The following is a 16,058-nucleotide window of genomic DNA, read 5'->3' as shown; positions in this document are numbered from 1 at the left end:
CAATGAACACATCTCAATCACGCCAACTGAAGACGGGCGGCGATCCTCGCTGTTTCAAAGAATATGCCGCGCTTCGCCACGAAATGCAGAAGTTGTCCCATCCAGCACGACCTGACGTTAACTGGCGGCTTGCCTCTGATTTATGTTTGACACTGTTCGAACAAAACGGCGTGGAGTTGCAGACCGCCTCCTGGTATACCGTCTCCCGCGCTCACCTCGCGGGCATTGATGGCATGCGCGAAGGACTGGCGGTGCTGGTGGCAATGCTGACCCGGCAGTGGCCAATACTTTGGCCGCAGCCAGTTCAAACGCGGATTAAATTACTGGCATCGTTGAGTCGGCGCTTGCAGCAATATTTACGCAGCCAGACGCTAACGCTGAATGATTTAACCGCGCTGAATCAGGTTGCCAGTTTGCTTAATACAGCCGGTGATCATCTGCAGCGTCTGGATCTACGGCAGAGTAGCCAGCTGGATAGGCTATTGGATCGTATCCGCAACGCGGTAGCTGCTCTGGAGCGTGGTGATGTGGTGCAACAGAATGGCGCCGTAGCAAATCAACATGAACATTCGGCGTTGGCTGTGCCAATGGGGGGCTGGGTTTATGTGGCAACGGCCGAGAGCACGGTATCGGAAAGGCGTCGATTATGTCGTCGGGCTTTTTTCGCCGGTATCGGCTCAGCGCTGCTGGTTGTCGCAACGCTGTCTGCCGCATGTTATTTCGTTCGCGATCCCGCTTTTAAGCGTGAGCTTTTAGCATCAGTGGCGCCACTATCTCCGTTGCTGGATGCTGCATCTGTACAGAAATTGAAGGAACGTGCGCCCGGCTGGCTCAACGACGATGACTGGCTGAATCTTACACAGCAGCAGTTGGATGAGCTTTTAGCAGCATCCCCTGCATGGCAGCTAGAGCGCGGCAGTGCGCTGGTTCTGCAGGCGAACCAACTGCTGCCAAATGGCGTTGATGCGGCGGCCATGAGAACGCGCTGGAATCAGCAACTGCTCGCCGCCTCGTTGCCAGCGGAAAACATGGTTGGCTGGCAGCAGGGTATGGATCAGCTTAAAGCCCTGGCGCAGCGGTTAGATGAGGTGGACGAAAAAGGCGGCAGATATCTGACCGTCAGCGAGCTGAAAACCGCTGTCTACGGTATCTCGCAGGCACTGAGTCACACCGTGCCAGTAGAGGAGCAGTTACGTCAGCTAAAACAGTTGATTGACCAGAATGATGATGCCGCGCAGGGTAATGTGAAACAGGTGGAGATGCACCTGAATCAGCTGATTGCCTCTTATCATTTACTGACCCTGCCGCAACACCAGTAATGCTTCCTGAACATGCGACATTTACGTCGAGTAATATTTTAGCTTGGATTAAATAACAGCAACGGTCATGCTGTGCGCAATTTTTGCTTCGCGTTATGAAATAAAAATCCACGCAAGCGCGTGGATTTAATGTTTTCCTGTCGTTGCCATGAGGTTTAATAAAACCTCATGAGACAATACATTTTATTTAGACGTTAAATAAGAAGTTCATCACGTCGCCATCTTTGACGATGTACTCTTTACCTTCGGAACGCATCTTGCCGGCCTCTTTCGCGCCTTGTTCACCTTTATAAGCCACAAAGTCTTCAAAGGCGATAGTCTGTGCGCGGATAAAGCCTTTCTCAAAATCGGTGTGGATTTTACCGGCCGCCTGTGGCGCTGTAGCGCCTACCGGAATGGTCCATGCACGCACTTCTTTCACGCCAGCGGTGAAATAGGTTTGCAGGTTCAGCAGCGCATAACCGGCGCGGATCACGCGGTTCAGACCCGGTTCTTCCAGCCCCAATTCCGCCATAAACTCGTCACGTTCATCATCTTCCAACTCGGCGATGTCAGACTCAACGGCAGCACACACCGGAACGACGACAGAACCTTCGGCTTCGGCAATGGCACGTACCTGATCGAGGTACGGATTGTTTTCGAAACCGTCTTCGTTGACGTTAGCGATATACATGGTCGGTTTCAACGTCAGGAAACTCAGGTAGCGGATGGCCGCTTTCTCGTCTGCATCCAGCTTCAGCGCACGCAGCATGCCAGCTTCAGACAGATGCGGCAGGCATTTTTCCAACGCAGCCAGTTCAGCTTTGGCATCTTTGTCGCCGCCTTTGGCTTTCTTCTGGCAACGCTGAATGGCACGTTCGCAGGTGTCGAGATCCGACAGCGCCAGCTCGGTGTTGATCACGTCAATATCTTCCGCCGGGTTAACTTTGCCCGCAACGTGGATGATGTTGTCGTTCTCGAAGCAGCGCACCACGTGGCCAATAGCTTCAGTTTCACGGATATTAGTCAGGAACTGGTTACCCAAGCCTTCACCTTTGGATGCGCCCTTTACCAGACCGGCGATATCAACAAATTCCATGGTGGTTGGCACCACACGCTGTGGTTTAACGATTTCGCTCAGCTGATCGAGGCGCAGATCGGGCATTGGTACTACACCAGTGTTTGGCTCGATGGTGCAGAACGGAAAGTTGGCTGCTTCGATACCCGCTTTGGTCAGCGCGTTGAACAGGGTGGATTTACCGACGTTCGGCAGGCCCACAATACCGCATTTAAATCCCATGGTCTGATTACCTTTATCACTGAGTGCGCAGCGCTGCTCATTAGCGCCGACAGATTCAAAAAATTTCGCGCATTATACACAGAATTGCCCTCTGCGGCGCGGGAATTGGCCTTAACCAGCCTTGAAGGCATGCAGGCGGTTCATCGCCTTAATCTTGTCTTCTTTTAGCCACAGTTCGGTGCAGCGCACCGCTTCGTCTACCGCATCGTCAATCAACTTTTGTTCGCTGGCGGGCGGCTTGCCTAGCACGAAACCGGTGACTTTATTGCGATCGCCAGGATGGCCGATGCCGACGCGCAAACGGTGAAAATTATTGTTATTGCCTAGTTTGCTGATGATGTCTTTGAGGCCGTTGTGACCGCCGTGGCCGCCGCCTTGTTTGAACTTTGCCACGCCCGGAGGTAAATCCAGTTCATCGTGCGCCACCAGAATCTCTTCCGGCGCTATGCGATAAAAGGTCGCCATCGCTGCCACCGCTTTACCGCTGAGGTTCATAAAGGTGGTCGGCACCAGCAGGCGCACATCTTCACCCGCTAAAGATAAGCGTGCGGTGTAGCCATAGAATTTAGGCTCATCCTTTAATGACTGATTGTTACGACTCGCTAGCAAATCTACATACCAGGCACCCGCATTATGGCGCGTTGCGGCGTATTCAGCGCCGGGATTGGCCAGCCCCACAATCAGTTTAATGCTGCTCACGTTGTTTATCCTGTCTTGCTGCGGAAAGGGCGATAGTTTACTGCCTGTCGGTCCGAATCACAAAGTGCACCAATAACCGGTAATGACGCTCAGTGACTAATCAATTTCTATCGAAATCAAGGTGCTGGCAGTAAAGTTTCGTCAAAGGTTGTGAAGGAACTGTGATCCTGTACGCAACTTAAGCGGCAGCTATTGCCTAAGCTTATGGCTAATTAACCATACGTGCTGTTTTGCTTTTATAAGGATGGAGGTGAATCATGAAACGTCAACAATGCCGCGTAGTAGGTAACAGCTTGATGTGTTTGGGTTTACTGACGATGGTTCTCGGCGTCGGGTATTCCATTATTAACCAGCTTCCTTCACTCAATCTGCCGCAATTTTTGGCACATGGTGCCATGTTTAGCATCTTCGTCGGCGCGTTACTTTGGCTGGTGGGTGCGCGCGTCAGCGGACGTGAAAGAGTAGAAGATCGTTACTTTTGGTTGCGTCATTACGGCGACAAACGCTGCCGTCGCAATCACTCTTCACATTAAGTCATTACTGATTCTCTAAGCGGCCGTTCCTGAACGCGATATCGTCCAATGCAATTACGGCCGCTGGCTTTAGCGCGATATAACGCTTCATCAGCCAGCGCCAGCAAAGCGGGAAAAGGCTGACCAGGCTCAAGAGCGGTAGCAAAACCGATACTCACGGTATAACGGACGTCGTTAGGCTGTGATATCTGTGTCGCTAACCGGATACGCTCACAAATCAGCTGTGCTTGATCTTCATCACCAGGCAATATCGCTGCAAACTCCTCACCGCCCAGACGGGCAAAATGACCACCCTCCGGCAACACAGACTGCACCACCTGACAAAAATCTATCAGGACCTGGTCACCTTGTTGATGGCCATAGCGGTCATTAATAGTTTTAAAATGGTCTAAATCGAACAGTACTGCGCTGTAAATAAACGGTTGTGATGGGCGTGAGCTGCGCAGCACCACTTTATCCGCTTGTTCAAATAAGGCGCGACGGTTCCACACGCTGGTGAGAGGATCGTGCATTGAAGCCAGTTTGTGTGCCACCTGAGCGCGCTCGTTGACCATCGCCAGAATCGTAAAGGTCAGGCCGATGACAAACAAAATCGATTCCAGAATGACGTAAACCGAGAAACTTGACCCCCCAATGGCACCATGTACCGGCGAAGCCACTGCATCATCAAGGAAGATGCGCGTCACGTGAAACAGTAAATGAACCCACAGTAGAAACTGCGCTGGCCAGAAGGTGACGGTGAGGGATGCGCGTACGCGCCACAGCAAGCGAATCAGCGCGCCAGTAAAGATAATGCACAGCAGGCAAACCACCAGAACACGCTTTGGTTGGCTGTCATAGAATTCGGGGAATAAACATAAAGTGGCCCATAGTAAACCGCCGCCCATCCAACTCATTCCGATAGGTTTTCCGCAGAAAATGCGAAAAGCGTTAAGCAGATTGCCATAGGCAAAGAGCAGCATTACATTGCCGATGACCACCGGTAGAAAATGGAATCCGGCACTGCGCATGCTGCTGAGAAATACCGCCGCTAACGTTAAAACCAAGGCCAGCGTGGTGCAACCCAATACGCGATCATATTGCCCGCCAACCCAGGCAAAGATCAAAATGATACTTAAAAACCCCAGCACATAGAGCTCACAAACAAACAGCGTGTAGATGTCGAGAGACATAGTGGTCGGAGCTCTTAGTAAAAGTGTCGAGAAAAATACCATTAATCATTGGACCACTAAAGTGCGGCAATAGGTGTGGGAGAAAAAGAGTGGATGGCAGCGAGAATAGCGGGTTTTAACGGAATTTATCGCGGAAATATCAGCAGGGAAAGCGGCTTAATCGGTGAGTAACATCCTATGGACTGGCAAAGAAAAACCGGGCACGAAGCCCGGTTGCATGCGATGAATTAATGTTCAAACATCGCAGAGATAGATTCTTCGTTACTGATGCGACGAATCGCTTCGGCCAACATGCCAGACAACGTTAAAGTACGCACGTTTGGCAGAGATTTCATCTCTTCGGACAACGGAATGGTATCGCAGACAATCACTTGATCAATGACAGATTTACGCAGATTTTCCACCGCATTGCCTGAGAAGATTGGGTGAGTGGCGTAAGCAAACACACGTTTAGCGCCGCGCTCTTTCAATGCTTCAGCCGCTTTGCACAGCGTACCGCCGGTGTCGATCATATCGTCGACCAGTACGCAGTCACGACCTGCAACGTCGCCAATGATGTGCATCACCTGGGAAACGTTCGCACGCGGGCGGCGTTTGTCGATGATAGCCATATCGGTATCGTTGAGCAGTTTGGCGATAGCGCGCGCACGCACTACGCCACCAATGTCTGGGGAAACAACGATTGGGTTTTCCAAACCAATCTGCAGCATATCTTCCAGCAGAATTGGGCTACCAAATACGTTATCGACCGGGACATCAAAGAAGCCCTGAATCTGTTCAGCATGCAGGTCAACGGTGAGAACACGGTCAACGCCCACGCTAGAGAGGAAATCGGCAACCACTTTGGCGGTGATAGGAACACGAGCAGAACGCACACGGCGATCCTGACGCGCATAGCCAAAGTAAGGAATAACAGCAGTAATACGACCAGCAGAAGCCCGACGCAATGCGTCGACCATCACAACCAGCTCCATCAGATTATCGTTGGTGGGGGCACAGGTGGACTGGATGATGAAAATATCACCACCGCGTACATTTTCGTTGATCTGTACACTTACTTCACCATCACTGAAACGGCCAACAGCGGCGTCTCCGAGGCTAGTGTAAAGGCGGTTGGCAATGCGTTGTGCTAGTTCCGGGGTGGCGTTACCAGCAAATAGCTTCATATCAGGCACGAGAAGAACCTCAGGCTTGGCGTCCAGAGAATGAACGGCTCTAGAGTAACCGGCGAATACCAAAGAGCATGTTCATACGGGTGTGTTAATGCGCAACGTGCAGTATCTGGAACGTGTGACACTGTCACGTAAACGCTTATAGCCCAGAAAGTGTGCGCTGCAACGGCGAGATATTAAGCCCGCGCGCCACAAATCCGCAAATCCATTTCGGGGCAAGCTCCAGCACCTGATGTGCGTCGGACTCGGTGTCAAATTCAGCAAACACACAAGCTCCGGTCCCAGTCAGGCGCGACGGCGCGTATTCTAGCAGCCAGGAAAGCAGCTCATCAACCTTACGAAAACGTTTTCTTGCCACAGCCTCACAATCATTGTGAAAAGGCCGCTGTAATAGTTCATCTAATGTGCGGATTGGCGAATCGCGCGTCAAATCGGGATCGCGGAACAGATCGGGGGTAGCGATACTGACGCCTGGATGCGCCACCAGATACCATTTTTCTGCAGGTTCGGCTGGCTGCAACTGTTCGCCGACGCCTTCAGCAAAGGCCGCGTGACCGCGCACAAACACCGGCACATCGGCACCCAACTTGATGCCAATCGTTGCGAGTTCATCATCGCTGAGAGCGGTTTGCCATAGATGATTGAGAGCGACGAGCACCGTAGCGGCATCCGATGAGCCGCCGCCAAGACCGCCACCCATCGGCAACACTTTCTTCAGCGCAATCGTTGCACCGGCCAACGCGGGTAATGTGCCCCGCGCGGCGGCACATTGCTTTAACGCCAGCGCGGCCCGCACAATCAGGTTTTCTTCATCTGGCACGCCGTCCAGCGGCGTCAGGAGCGTAATCTTATCGCTGCTATCAGGGATGATCTCCAGCGTGTCGCCGTAATCAAGAAACTGAAACAGGGTTTGCAGATTGTGGTAGCCGTCAGGGCGACGGCCGGTAATGTACAGAAACAGATTCAGTTTTGCTGGCGCCGGCCACGTGGTGATCATTTTGTGGTCCAGCTATCCATGCGCAGTTTGATACGCTGACCGCCTTCGGTTAGCTCCAGATTCGCCGGCAGCGGCGGGTTAATTTTGCTGTCGTAATCGGAGATATTCACTTTCCACTGCTGTCCATTGCGGCTGTAATTCAGGCTTTGCAGCTGATAGTTACTGTTCAGCTGATAATCGCTCGCATCGCCCGGGAGGCCCATCATCCACTGACGCAGATTGGCGAGCGGAATATCCATACCGGTAAGCTGTGAAATCATCTTCTCAGCATCGTTGCTTACGTAGCGCTTGCCTTTGTTATCCACGATCTGTACTACCGATCCTTGCGCATCAAGCTGCAATTCAGTGCTGCCCAGCGGGTTGGTCAGCAACAAGCGATAGCGATCGGCGGCGGTTTGCTGCCAGTTAAAGCGCGCATAAACTTTTTGCTTGTCGGAGAGGTAAGCGAACGCGCCGCGCGTCTGATACTGACTAATTTTTGCGACGGCCTGCTGGTGCTGTTGCCATTGCGGTGACGTGGTGCTTGGGCCCGGACCTTGTGGTTTGTTAATGGTACATGCAGCCAGTAACACGCTGGCAAGGGGTAAAAGGCGCAGTAACTTGCGCGGGGGCAAATGCATCACGTGGTCATCTCCTCAGACACGTTTTTACTTCGTAACCGGTAACGCTAACCATCCGCGGGTAAGCCGTCAATGCTGTTGTAGCGATAATTGCGCACGTTCAGTTTAATCTTATTACAGTCATAGGCTTTGTATGGCTTTTCTTGACCTGTGGCATCTTGTAGAATGCGCTGCACAAAACCCTGACAATTATTGGGATATCCCAACCCGAATCACATGACGCTGCTTGCACTCGGAATCAACCACAAAACTGCACCTGTTGCGCTGCGCGAACGCGTTGCGTTTACACCTGACTCGCTGGAACTGGCGCTGAATAGCCTGCTGTCCCAGCCGATGGTGCAGAGCGGTGTGGTCCTTTCGACCTGCAACCGTACCGAACTCTACCTCAGCGTAGAGCAACAAGCGGATCTGCAAGAAAAACTGGTGCAGTGGCTGTGTGATTATCACGATTTGCGCGAAGAGGATGTGCGTAACAGCCTTTACTGGCATCAGGATAACGCGGCGGTCAGCCACCTGATGCGCGTTGCCAGTGGACTGGACTCGCTGGTGTTGGGTGAACCACAAATTCTCGGTCAGGTGAAAAAAGCGTTTGTGGATTCATCACGCGACCACGCGCTGAGCAGTGAACTGGAGCGGATGTTCCAGAAAACCTTCTCGGTGGCTAAGCGTGTCCGCACTGAAACTGAAATCGGTGCCAGCGCGGTGTCCGTTGCCTTTGCTGCTTGTTCACTGGCACGGCAAATCTTTGAATCCCTGAGCACCGTCAACGTGCTATTGGTGGGTGCCGGCGAAACAATTGAGCTGGTGGCGCGTCATCTGCGCGAACATAGCGTTAAAAAGCTGATGATTGCCAACCGCACCCGCGAGCGCGCTCAGCTGCTGGCCGATGAAGTCGGCGCGGAAGTGATTGGCCTGGGCGATATCGAAACCCGCCTGGCCGACGCCGACATTATTATCTCTTCCACCTCCAGCCCGCTGCCGATTATTGGTAAAGGGATGGTGGAACGCGCGCTGAAAGCGCGTCGCAATCAGCCGATGCTGCTGGTTGATATCGCCGTCCCGCGCGATGTCGAGCCGGAAGTGGGCAAGTTGGCCAATGCCTACTTATATAGCGTTGACGATCTGCAAGCCATCATCGAGCAGAACATGGCGCAGCGCAAAGCGGCCGCCGTGCAGGCTGAAAGCATTGTGGTGCAGGAGAGCGGCGAATTCATGGCCTGGCTGCGCGCACAAAGTGCGGTAGAAACCATCCGCGAATATCGTTCACAGGCCGATGAAGTGCGTGCCGAACTGCATGAGCGCGCCTTGATGGCGTTGCGTCAGGGCGCTGACGCGGAAAAAGTGTTGCAGGAACTGGCCCACAAGCTAACCAACCGTTTAATCCATACACCAACCAAATCACTGCAGCAGGCCGCGCGCGACGGCGACAGCGAACGCCTGCAGATCTTACGTGACAGCCTCGGTTTAGAGTAATCTGGTCAGTCACGACCTATCACTGGGATACCCGCTATTACATGAAGAGCTCTATTGTTGCCAAGCTGGAAGCGCTCCAGGAACGCCATGAGGAAGTGGAAGCGTTACTGGGCGATGCCGGCGTGATTGCCGATCAGGATCGTTTCCGTGCGTTATCACGCGAATATGCCCAGCTTAGCGACGTCACCCGTTGTTTCCGTGAATGGCAGCAGGTGCAGGAAGATGTTGAAACTGCCGAAATGCTGTTGGAAGACCCGGAAATGCGCGAGATGGCGCAGGAAGAATTGAAATCGTCGCGCGAGAAGCGCGAGGAATTAGAACAACAGCTGCAGGTGCTGCTGCTGCCGAAAGATCCCGACGATGAACGCTCGTGCTTTGTCGAAGTGCGTGCCGGCACCGGCGGTGATGAAGCGGCCATTTTCGCTGGCGATCTATTCCGCATGTACAGCCGTTACGCGGAAGCGCGTCGCTGGCAGGTGGAGATCATTAGCGCCAACGAAGGCGAACACGGCGGTTATAAAGAAGTCATCGCCCGCATCAGTGGCGACGGCGCTTATGGCCGCTTTAAGTTTGAATCGGGCGGCCACCGCGTGCAGCGTGTGCCGGAAACCGAATCGCAGGGCCGCATTCACACCTCGGCGTGTACCGTCGCGGTGATGCCGGAGCTGCCAGAAGCTGAGATGCCGGAAATTAACGCGGGCGATTTAAAAATCGACACCTTCCGTTCTTCCGGTGCGGGTGGTCAGCACGTTAACACCACCGATTCCGCCATCCGTATCACCCACTTGCCAACCGGCATTGTGGTGGAGTGCCAGGATGAGCGCTCACAGCACAAAAATAAAGCCAAAGCGTTGGCGGTGCTGGGCGCACGTATTCATGCCGCCGAAACCGCCAAGCGTAATGCCGCTGAGGCCTCCACGCGCCGTAACCTGCTCGGCAGCGGCGACCGTTCCGATCGCAACCGCACCTATAATTTCCCGCAGGGGCGTGTCACCGATCACCGCATCAACCTGACCGTTTATCGTCTCGACGAGGTGATGGAAGGCAAACTTGATGCATTGATCGAGCCGATTGTGCAGGAGTATCAAGCCGATCAGCTCGCTGCCTTGGCTGGACAGGATTGATGAATGTCCGTCGCTGGCTACAGCAAGCGGTGGTGGCGCTCTGCGGCGGTGATAGCCCAAAGCGCGATGCCGAAATTTTGCTGGGCTTCGTGACGGGCAAATCCCGCAGCTGGCTGGTGGCATTTGATGATGCGGAACTTGATGAACGGCAGCAGCAACAGCTCAAGGCGTTGCTGGCAAGGCGCGTTAACGGTGAACCGATTGCGCATCTGGTGGGCGAGCGTGAGTTCTGGTCGCTGCCGTTACGCGTCAGTGATGCCACGCTGATTCCACGTCCGGATACCGAAGTGTTGGTGGAGCAGGCGCTGGCGCATCTGCCAGCAACGGCAACGTCACTGCTGGATTTGGGCACCGGAACCGGAGCCATCGCGCTGGCCTTAGCCAGCGAGCGACCACAGTGCCAGGTTATCGGCTGCGATCGTATTCCTGCCGCGGTGGAACTGGCGCAAGACAACGCGCAGCGTCTGCATATCAACAACGCGCACTTCATGCTTAGCCACTGGTTTAGCGATCTTCCTGCCCAACGCTTTGACCTGATTGTCAGCAATCCTCCGTATATTGATGCCGCCGATGAACATCTGCAGCAGGGCGATGTGCGCTTTGAGCCGCTTAGCGCGCTGGTGGCGGACGATCAGGGCCTGGCCGATTTACGCTTCATTATTCACACCGCGCCGCAATGGTTGCAGCCTGGTGGCTGGCTGTTGTTGGAACACGGTTGGCAGCAGGGCGCGGCCCTACGCGCGATGATGATGCAGCACAATTACCAGATGGTAAGCACCGTTGACGATTACGGCGGGAATCCGCGTGTCACTTTGGGACAATTTTTCAATTAAGGAACGACGATGGCGAGCTGGTATCCCCTGATCAAACATTTCCATTTACTGACTGTAGCCTTAACGATCAGCCTGTTTCTGCTCCGTTTCTATTGGCAGTGCACTGGTTCAGGCATGCTGCAGCGCCGCTGGGTGCGCATTGCGCCGCATATTAACGACACCTTTTTACTGATAAGCGGCGCGCTGTTAGTGATGATTACTCACTTTTATCCGTTCACACCGCAAGGAAGCTGGCTGACGGAGAAGCTGTTAGCGGTTATTATCTACATCGCCTTAGGTTCCGTGGCATTGAGCCGTCGCCCACGTAAAATGGGGACACGTTGGATCGCCTGTCTGGTTGCAATCGTTGCCTTGTTGATTGTGATTAAGCTGGCGATGACCAAAATGCCGTTATTGGGGATTGTATGACCTCGCCAGAGCAACTTGATTACAGTAAAACGCCGTTAAGTGAAGCGGTGATTGGTGCCACATGCGCCATACGCAATGATTTTTCCGCGCCATCCGTGCAGCAGCAGCTGGCCGCGCTGGTCGAGGAAGCCCGTGCGTTTATCAGCAGTGAAAAAGATGCCGATCTGCAGCTCGAGAAGCTGTTAGAACTGTTTTATCGTCAGTGGGGATTTGGTGGTGCCAGCGGCGTCTACAACCTTTCGGATGCGCTGTGGATCGACAAAGTGCTTTCGAGCCGCCAGGGTACTGCGGTTTCGCTCGGCGTGATTCTGCTGCATATCGCCGATGAGCTAGAGTTACCGCTCATGCCGGTCATTTTTCCTACGCAGCTGATTTTGCGTGCGGACTGGTTAGACGGCGAGATGTGGCTAATTAATCCATTCAATGGCGAAACGTTGGATACGCATACGTTAGAAGTATGGCTTAAGGGCAATATTAGCCCAACCGCTAAGCTGTATAATGATGATCTCGACGAAGCGAAAACGATCAACGTCATGCGCAAAATGCTTGATACGTTGAAATCGGCGCTGATGGAAGAGAAGCAGATGGAACTGGCGCTGAACGTAAGCCAGGTGCTGCTGCAGATCGACCCCGACGATCCCTATGAGATCCGCGATCGCGGCTTGATATACGCGCAGTTAGAGTGTGAACACATCGCGCTGACCGATTTGACCTATTTTGTTGAACAGTGTCCTGAAGACCCGGTTAGCGAAATGATTAAAGTGCAGATTCACGCCATCGAACAGAAGCAGGTGACGCTGCACTAAGCCTCAGAAGATATAAGGAAAGGTCATGACACAGAAAGTAGTGAGTATTGGCGATATCAAGGTCGCAAACGATCTGCCATTCGTTCTTTTCGGCGGCATGAACGTGCTGGAATCGCGCGATCTCGCCATGCGCATCTGCGAACATTACGTTAAGGTCACCGACAAACTCGGCATCCCTTACGTATTCAAAGCCTCTTTTGATAAAGCTAACCGTTCATCCATCAAATCCTATCGCGGTCCGGGTTTGGAAGAGGGGATGAAAATTTTTCAGGAGCTGAAGCAGGCTTTCGGCGTGAAAATTATCACCGACGTACATGAAGCTTCCCAGGCGCAGCCTGTAGCGGACGTGGTTGATGTGATTCAACTGCCCGCCTTCCTCGCTCGTCAGACCGATCTGGTGGAAGCCATGGCGAAAACGGGCGCTGTGATTAACGTGAAGAAGCCACAGTTTGTCAGCCCAGGCCAGATGGGTAATATCTATGACAAGTTTGTGGAAGGCGGCAACGATCAGGTCATTCTTTGCGATCGCGGCAGCAACTTCGGTTACGACAATCTGGTGGTCGACATGCTCGGCTTCAATGTAATGAAGAATGTCACCAAAAATAGCCCGGTGATCTTCGACGTCACCCACGCGCTGCAAACGCGCGATCCGTTCGGTGCTGCATCTGGCGGTCGTCGTGCGCAGGTGGCTGAACTGGCGCGTGCCGGTATGGCGGTTGGCATTGCTGGCCTGTTTATCGAAGCGCACCCGGAACCGAACAGCGCCAAGTGTGATGGTCCTTCCGCGCTGCCGCTGGACAAGCTGGAGCCATTCCTGGTGCAGATGAAAGCGATCGACGATCTGGTGAAGGGCTTCCCAGAGCTGGACACCAGCAACTGATTGTTTCAGATGTAAAAAAGGCGCCGATGGCGCCTTTTTTATTATTTTGTCATTCACCATTCACAGGTGTCGTAGCGGCGCAATTTATTGCGCGATAAATCGCGCCGCTACAGAATGTGTGCTCATAGCAACCCTACGGTTTACAGCATAATCGTCAACAAATAGCCGGCAAACAGCGCCAGATGTGCAGCACCATTCAGTACGTTGGTACGGCCAGTTGAGAACGAAATGTGGCACAGAATCAGCACGGCACTCATGATCACCATCTGCGGCGGCTCAAGGCCAAATACCAATTGCTGATCGGTCAAGGTTGCGATGATGGTGACGGCGGGCACGGTTAATGAAATCGTTGCCAGCACTGAACCAAAGAACAGATTCATCGCGCGCTGTACCTGATTCATCAACACCGCTTTAATTGCACCTAATCCTTCTGGCGACAGAATCAACAGCGCCACCAGGAAACCGGTGAACTGCTTCGGCGCGTTCAACTCTGTCAGCAGGCTTTCCAGTGGATTGGCATTCATCTTGGTGACGCTAATTACCGCGATCAGATGCACGATTAGCCACGCGGTATGCCATAGCGAACTGTGCGCGGAGGGTTTGCCGTGATGCGGATCGTCGCCATCATCTTCATGCTCATAAACGAAGAGACTCTGATGCGTTTTTGTCTGAATCAACAGGAACACGCCATACATGGCGGCCGATATTGCGGCAATAATCAGCGCTTGTGCGGTGGAGAAGTTGCCACCCGGTAATGCATTGGGAAATACCAGCACCAGAATCGCCAGCGGGAAAATGGCGATCATGTACTGCTTAACCCCCGCCAGATTGACGTACTGGGTGGCAAATTTACGGCCACCCAGCAGCAGGGCAAAACCAACTAAACCGGCGGTGACGATCATGATGATGGAGTAGAGCGTATCGCGCATCAACGCGGGGGCGGCATCGCCTGTCGCCATTAGCGCGGAGATAAGGCTTACCTCCAGAATGACCACGGAAAGGCTGAGAATCAGCGAGCCATAAGGTTCACCTAAACGGTGGGCTAATACATCCGCATGACGTACAACGCTAAAGGCGCTGCTCAGAATGGCGACTAGCGCCAGTAAGTTGATGCCGATAACCGGCAGTAGCGCTGTCTGGTTGCCAAAAAAACTCAGCACAGCCAGCGCAGCAACGGGGAAAATCAGTGAGTACTCGGTGTGGCGGGTTTTCTCATGTCCAGGCATTTACCATCCTCTCCGGGAAAAAGTACAAAGCAGGCAATCATTGCCTGATAAATATAATGAGTTTTCTGACGCAACGCAGTGTAACTTTTCATCAGCCAGGCTGCTGCGATTTTACGCGACTTTACCAAAGGCGTTTCTTATACATAACAGGGAGAAAGGTCAGGTTATCAGCGGATATATGCATATATTCATTATGTTGAAATAGTATTTTGCTAAGTTTCAACGGTAATTAAAGCCATTAATGAGTACTTATGATGTACTTTATAGCGGTTTAAATCTTTTTTTACGCTCCTGCCGGCTAAAGTAACGATTTGCGTTTTATCGCAGATGTTCCAGGCTTAAGTTTTAGTGTGAAACAGGAGGAAATATGCCTTATTCATCTAACCGTGAGTTGCCCGACAGTGTGCGCCATGTGTTGCCGAGTCACGCACAAACCATCTATCAGAAAGCCTTCAACAGCGCCTGGGATCAATATAAAGATCCTGACGACAGACGTGGCGACGAATCTCGCGAAGAGGTTGCCCACAAAGTTGCCTGGTCAGCCGTTAAACAAGAGTATGCCAAAGGTGATGATGATAAGTGGCACCCTAAAAACTAGTCTGTGAAGCGGGTCATTTTGGCCCGCATTCCTGCTTTTCCCCGCGCTATTCAAGTTTCTCGCCAGGCAGCCGATGCTATTTACAGAGAATTTCCCCTTTGTGATCGGGGTCAATGTTGAATTTTTTGTTAAAAATGAATTAATGTCTTCTCTTAAGCCGACGTAACAGGCGTCGACGTTAAGACATCAGTTTTAAGATGCTGCACCGGCGAGATGTTTGCATAGTAGAGGAGACCGTAGTGTTAACCCGGGAATTTTTATTAAAAGCAGATTGCAAAACATCATTTGGTGATATTGACGAGGCGCTACTGTGGAGCTGTGAACAGCGTGCGGCATCGCTGGCGGCAACGCTTGCTTGTCGTCCTGACCAGAGTCCAGTGTGGATCTTTGGCTATGGCTCGCTGATGTGGAACCCGATTTTTGAAGCGGAAGAAGTGGCGTCTGGCCGGCTGGAAGGTTGGCACCGCGCCTTTTGTCTGCGTCTGATTGCGGGTCGCGGTACGGTCACGGCGCCGGGACGCATGCTGGCACTGAAAGAGGGCGGGATGACCAGCGGTCTGGCGTTTCGTTTGCCAGAATCGCGGCTGCATGATGAGCTCGAACTGCTGTGGAAGCGTGAAATGATTACCGGCTGCTATCTGCCAACCTGGTGCGAACTGGCGCTGGAGGATGGACGTAACGTCACCGCGCTGGTCTTCATTATGGATCCCCGCCATCCACTGTACGAGACCGATTCATGTCGTCGCACTATTGCGCCACTGATCGCGCAGGCCAGCGGCCCGTTGGGCACCAACGCACAGTATCTCTATGCATTGGAGCAGGAGCTGGGCAAGCGTGGCATGCAAGAAGAGGCACTGACGCGGCTGGCGGCTGAAGTTAGGGCGCTGCAGAACCAGAATACAGCAGCGCGCTAACCTCG

Annotated in this window: 17 protein-coding genes; 10 read left to right on the top strand and 7 right to left on the bottom strand. The window is 53.0% G+C overall.

The genetic code is table 11. The features are described 5' to 3' along the window. The first annotated feature begins 2 nt into the window (after nucleotides 1-2). Nucleotides 3-1,319: a VasL domain-containing protein gene (locus AC07WB_RS10965; RefSeq protein ID WP_494940481.1), complete on the top strand. Its 1,317-nt coding sequence runs from the start codon at nucleotides 3-5 to the stop codon at nucleotides 1,317-1,319. Between the two features lie 187 nt (nucleotides 1,320-1,506). On the opposite strand, the gene ychF is transcribed toward AC07WB_RS10965, so the two are convergent. Beyond that, complete coding sequence (gene ychF / locus AC07WB_RS10960) at nucleotides 1,507-2,598, bottom strand: redox-regulated ATPase YchF (RefSeq protein WP_097097023.1); 1,092 nt, start codon at nucleotides 2,596-2,598, stop codon at nucleotides 1,507-1,509. A 111-nt stretch (nucleotides 2,599-2,709) separates the two neighbouring features. Next, the gene (pth, locus tag AC07WB_RS10955; RefSeq protein WP_008107639.1) at nucleotides 2,710-3,297 is read right to left on the bottom strand and encodes an aminoacyl-tRNA hydrolase; all 588 of its coding nucleotides are present in this window, start codon (nucleotides 3,295-3,297) and stop codon (nucleotides 2,710-2,712) included. A 257-nt stretch (nucleotides 3,298-3,554) separates the two neighbouring features. Here pth and ychH point away from each other — a divergent pair, with 257 nt between their 5' ends. Continuing rightward, a complete protein-coding gene (gene ychH, locus AC07WB_RS10950; RefSeq protein WP_097097024.1) occupies nucleotides 3,555-3,830 on the top strand; it encodes a stress-induced protein YchH in 276 nt (91 codons plus the stop codon). On the opposite strand, the gene AC07WB_RS10945 is transcribed toward ychH, so the two are convergent. From AC07WB_RS10945 to lolB, 4 genes are all read right to left on the bottom strand, one after another. Continuing rightward, entirely contained in the window at nucleotides 3,827-5,002 is a 1,176-nt protein-coding gene (locus AC07WB_RS10945) for a GGDEF domain-containing protein (protein WP_494940480.1), read from the bottom strand. The two genes, ychH and AC07WB_RS10945, sit on opposite strands and share 4 nt — an antisense overlap. 227 nt (nucleotides 5,003-5,229) lie before the next feature. Then, nucleotides 5,230-6,177, bottom strand: a complete 948-nt coding sequence (gene prs, locus AC07WB_RS10940) for a ribose-phosphate diphosphokinase (protein ID WP_006118899.1) — start codon at nucleotides 6,175-6,177, stop codon at nucleotides 5,230-5,232. Nucleotides 6,178-6,313: 136 nt separating this feature from the next. Then, nucleotides 6,314-7,171: a 4-(cytidine 5'-diphospho)-2-C-methyl-D-erythritol kinase gene (gene ispE, locus AC07WB_RS10935; RefSeq protein ID WP_494940479.1), complete on the bottom strand. Its 858-nt coding sequence runs from the start codon at nucleotides 7,169-7,171 to the stop codon at nucleotides 6,314-6,316. Next, nucleotides 7,168-7,791, bottom strand: coding sequence for a lipoprotein insertase outer membrane protein LolB (gene lolB / locus AC07WB_RS10930; protein WP_097097027.1), 624 nt, complete (start codon nucleotides 7,789-7,791; stop codon nucleotides 7,168-7,170). Before lolB ends, ispE begins: the two co-directional genes overlap by 4 nt. Nucleotides 7,792-8,007: 216 nt before the next feature. On the opposite strand from lolB, the gene hemA reads away from it, so the two are divergent. From hemA to kdsA, 6 genes are read left to right on the top strand one after another with little or no spacing between them, the layout of a single operon-like run. After that, a complete protein-coding gene (gene hemA / locus AC07WB_RS10925; RefSeq protein WP_494940478.1) occupies nucleotides 8,008-9,264 on the top strand; it encodes a glutamyl-tRNA reductase in 1,257 nt (418 codons plus the stop codon). A gap of 41 nt (nucleotides 9,265-9,305) precedes the next feature. Next, on the top strand, nucleotides 9,306-10,388 hold the full coding sequence (prfA, locus tag AC07WB_RS10920; RefSeq protein ID WP_097097029.1) for a peptide chain release factor 1: 1,083 nt from the start codon (nucleotides 9,306-9,308) through the stop codon (nucleotides 10,386-10,388). Then, nucleotides 10,388-11,221: a peptide chain release factor N(5)-glutamine methyltransferase gene (gene prmC / locus AC07WB_RS10915; RefSeq protein ID WP_494940477.1), complete on the top strand. Its 834-nt coding sequence runs from the start codon at nucleotides 10,388-10,390 to the stop codon at nucleotides 11,219-11,221. Before prfA ends, prmC begins: the two co-directional genes overlap by 1 nt. 9 nt (nucleotides 11,222-11,230) lie before the next feature. Then, nucleotides 11,231-11,629 (top strand): SirB2 family protein, encoded by a 399-nt coding sequence (locus tag AC07WB_RS10910; RefSeq protein WP_097097031.1) that lies wholly within the window; start codon nucleotides 11,231-11,233, stop codon nucleotides 11,627-11,629. Next, entirely contained in the window at nucleotides 11,626-12,435 is an 810-nt protein-coding gene (gene sirB1, locus AC07WB_RS10905; protein WP_097097032.1) for an invasion regulator SirB1, read from the top strand. Before AC07WB_RS10910 ends, sirB1 begins: the two co-directional genes overlap by 4 nt. A gap of 25 nt (nucleotides 12,436-12,460) precedes the next feature. After that, a complete protein-coding gene (gene kdsA, locus AC07WB_RS10900; RefSeq protein WP_097097033.1) occupies nucleotides 12,461-13,315 on the top strand; it encodes a 3-deoxy-8-phosphooctulonate synthase in 855 nt (284 codons plus the stop codon). Nucleotides 13,316-13,455: 140 nt separating this feature from the next. Here kdsA and chaA read toward each other — a convergent pair whose 3' ends face one another. After that, entirely contained in the window at nucleotides 13,456-14,541 is a 1,086-nt protein-coding gene (chaA, locus tag AC07WB_RS10895) for a sodium-potassium/proton antiporter ChaA (protein WP_097097034.1), read from the bottom strand. 367 nt (nucleotides 14,542-14,908) lie between these two features. Between chaA and chaB the strand changes: the two genes are divergently transcribed. Continuing rightward, on the top strand, nucleotides 14,909-15,139 hold the full coding sequence (gene chaB / locus AC07WB_RS10890) for a putative cation transport regulator ChaB (protein WP_097097035.1): 231 nt from the start codon (nucleotides 14,909-14,911) through the stop codon (nucleotides 15,137-15,139). A 239-nt stretch (nucleotides 15,140-15,378) separates the two neighbouring features. Next, entirely contained in the window at nucleotides 15,379-16,053 is a 675-nt protein-coding gene (locus AC07WB_RS10885; protein ID WP_176519168.1) for a gamma-glutamylcyclotransferase, read from the top strand. Nucleotides 16,054-16,058 lie beyond the last annotated feature (5 nt).

It is taken from the genome of Pantoea sp. GW821-FHT03E06 (assembly GCF_059420725.1).
Note: the sequence above shows the minus strand (reverse complement) of the source record. Positions and strands in the feature narration are given on the sequence as shown.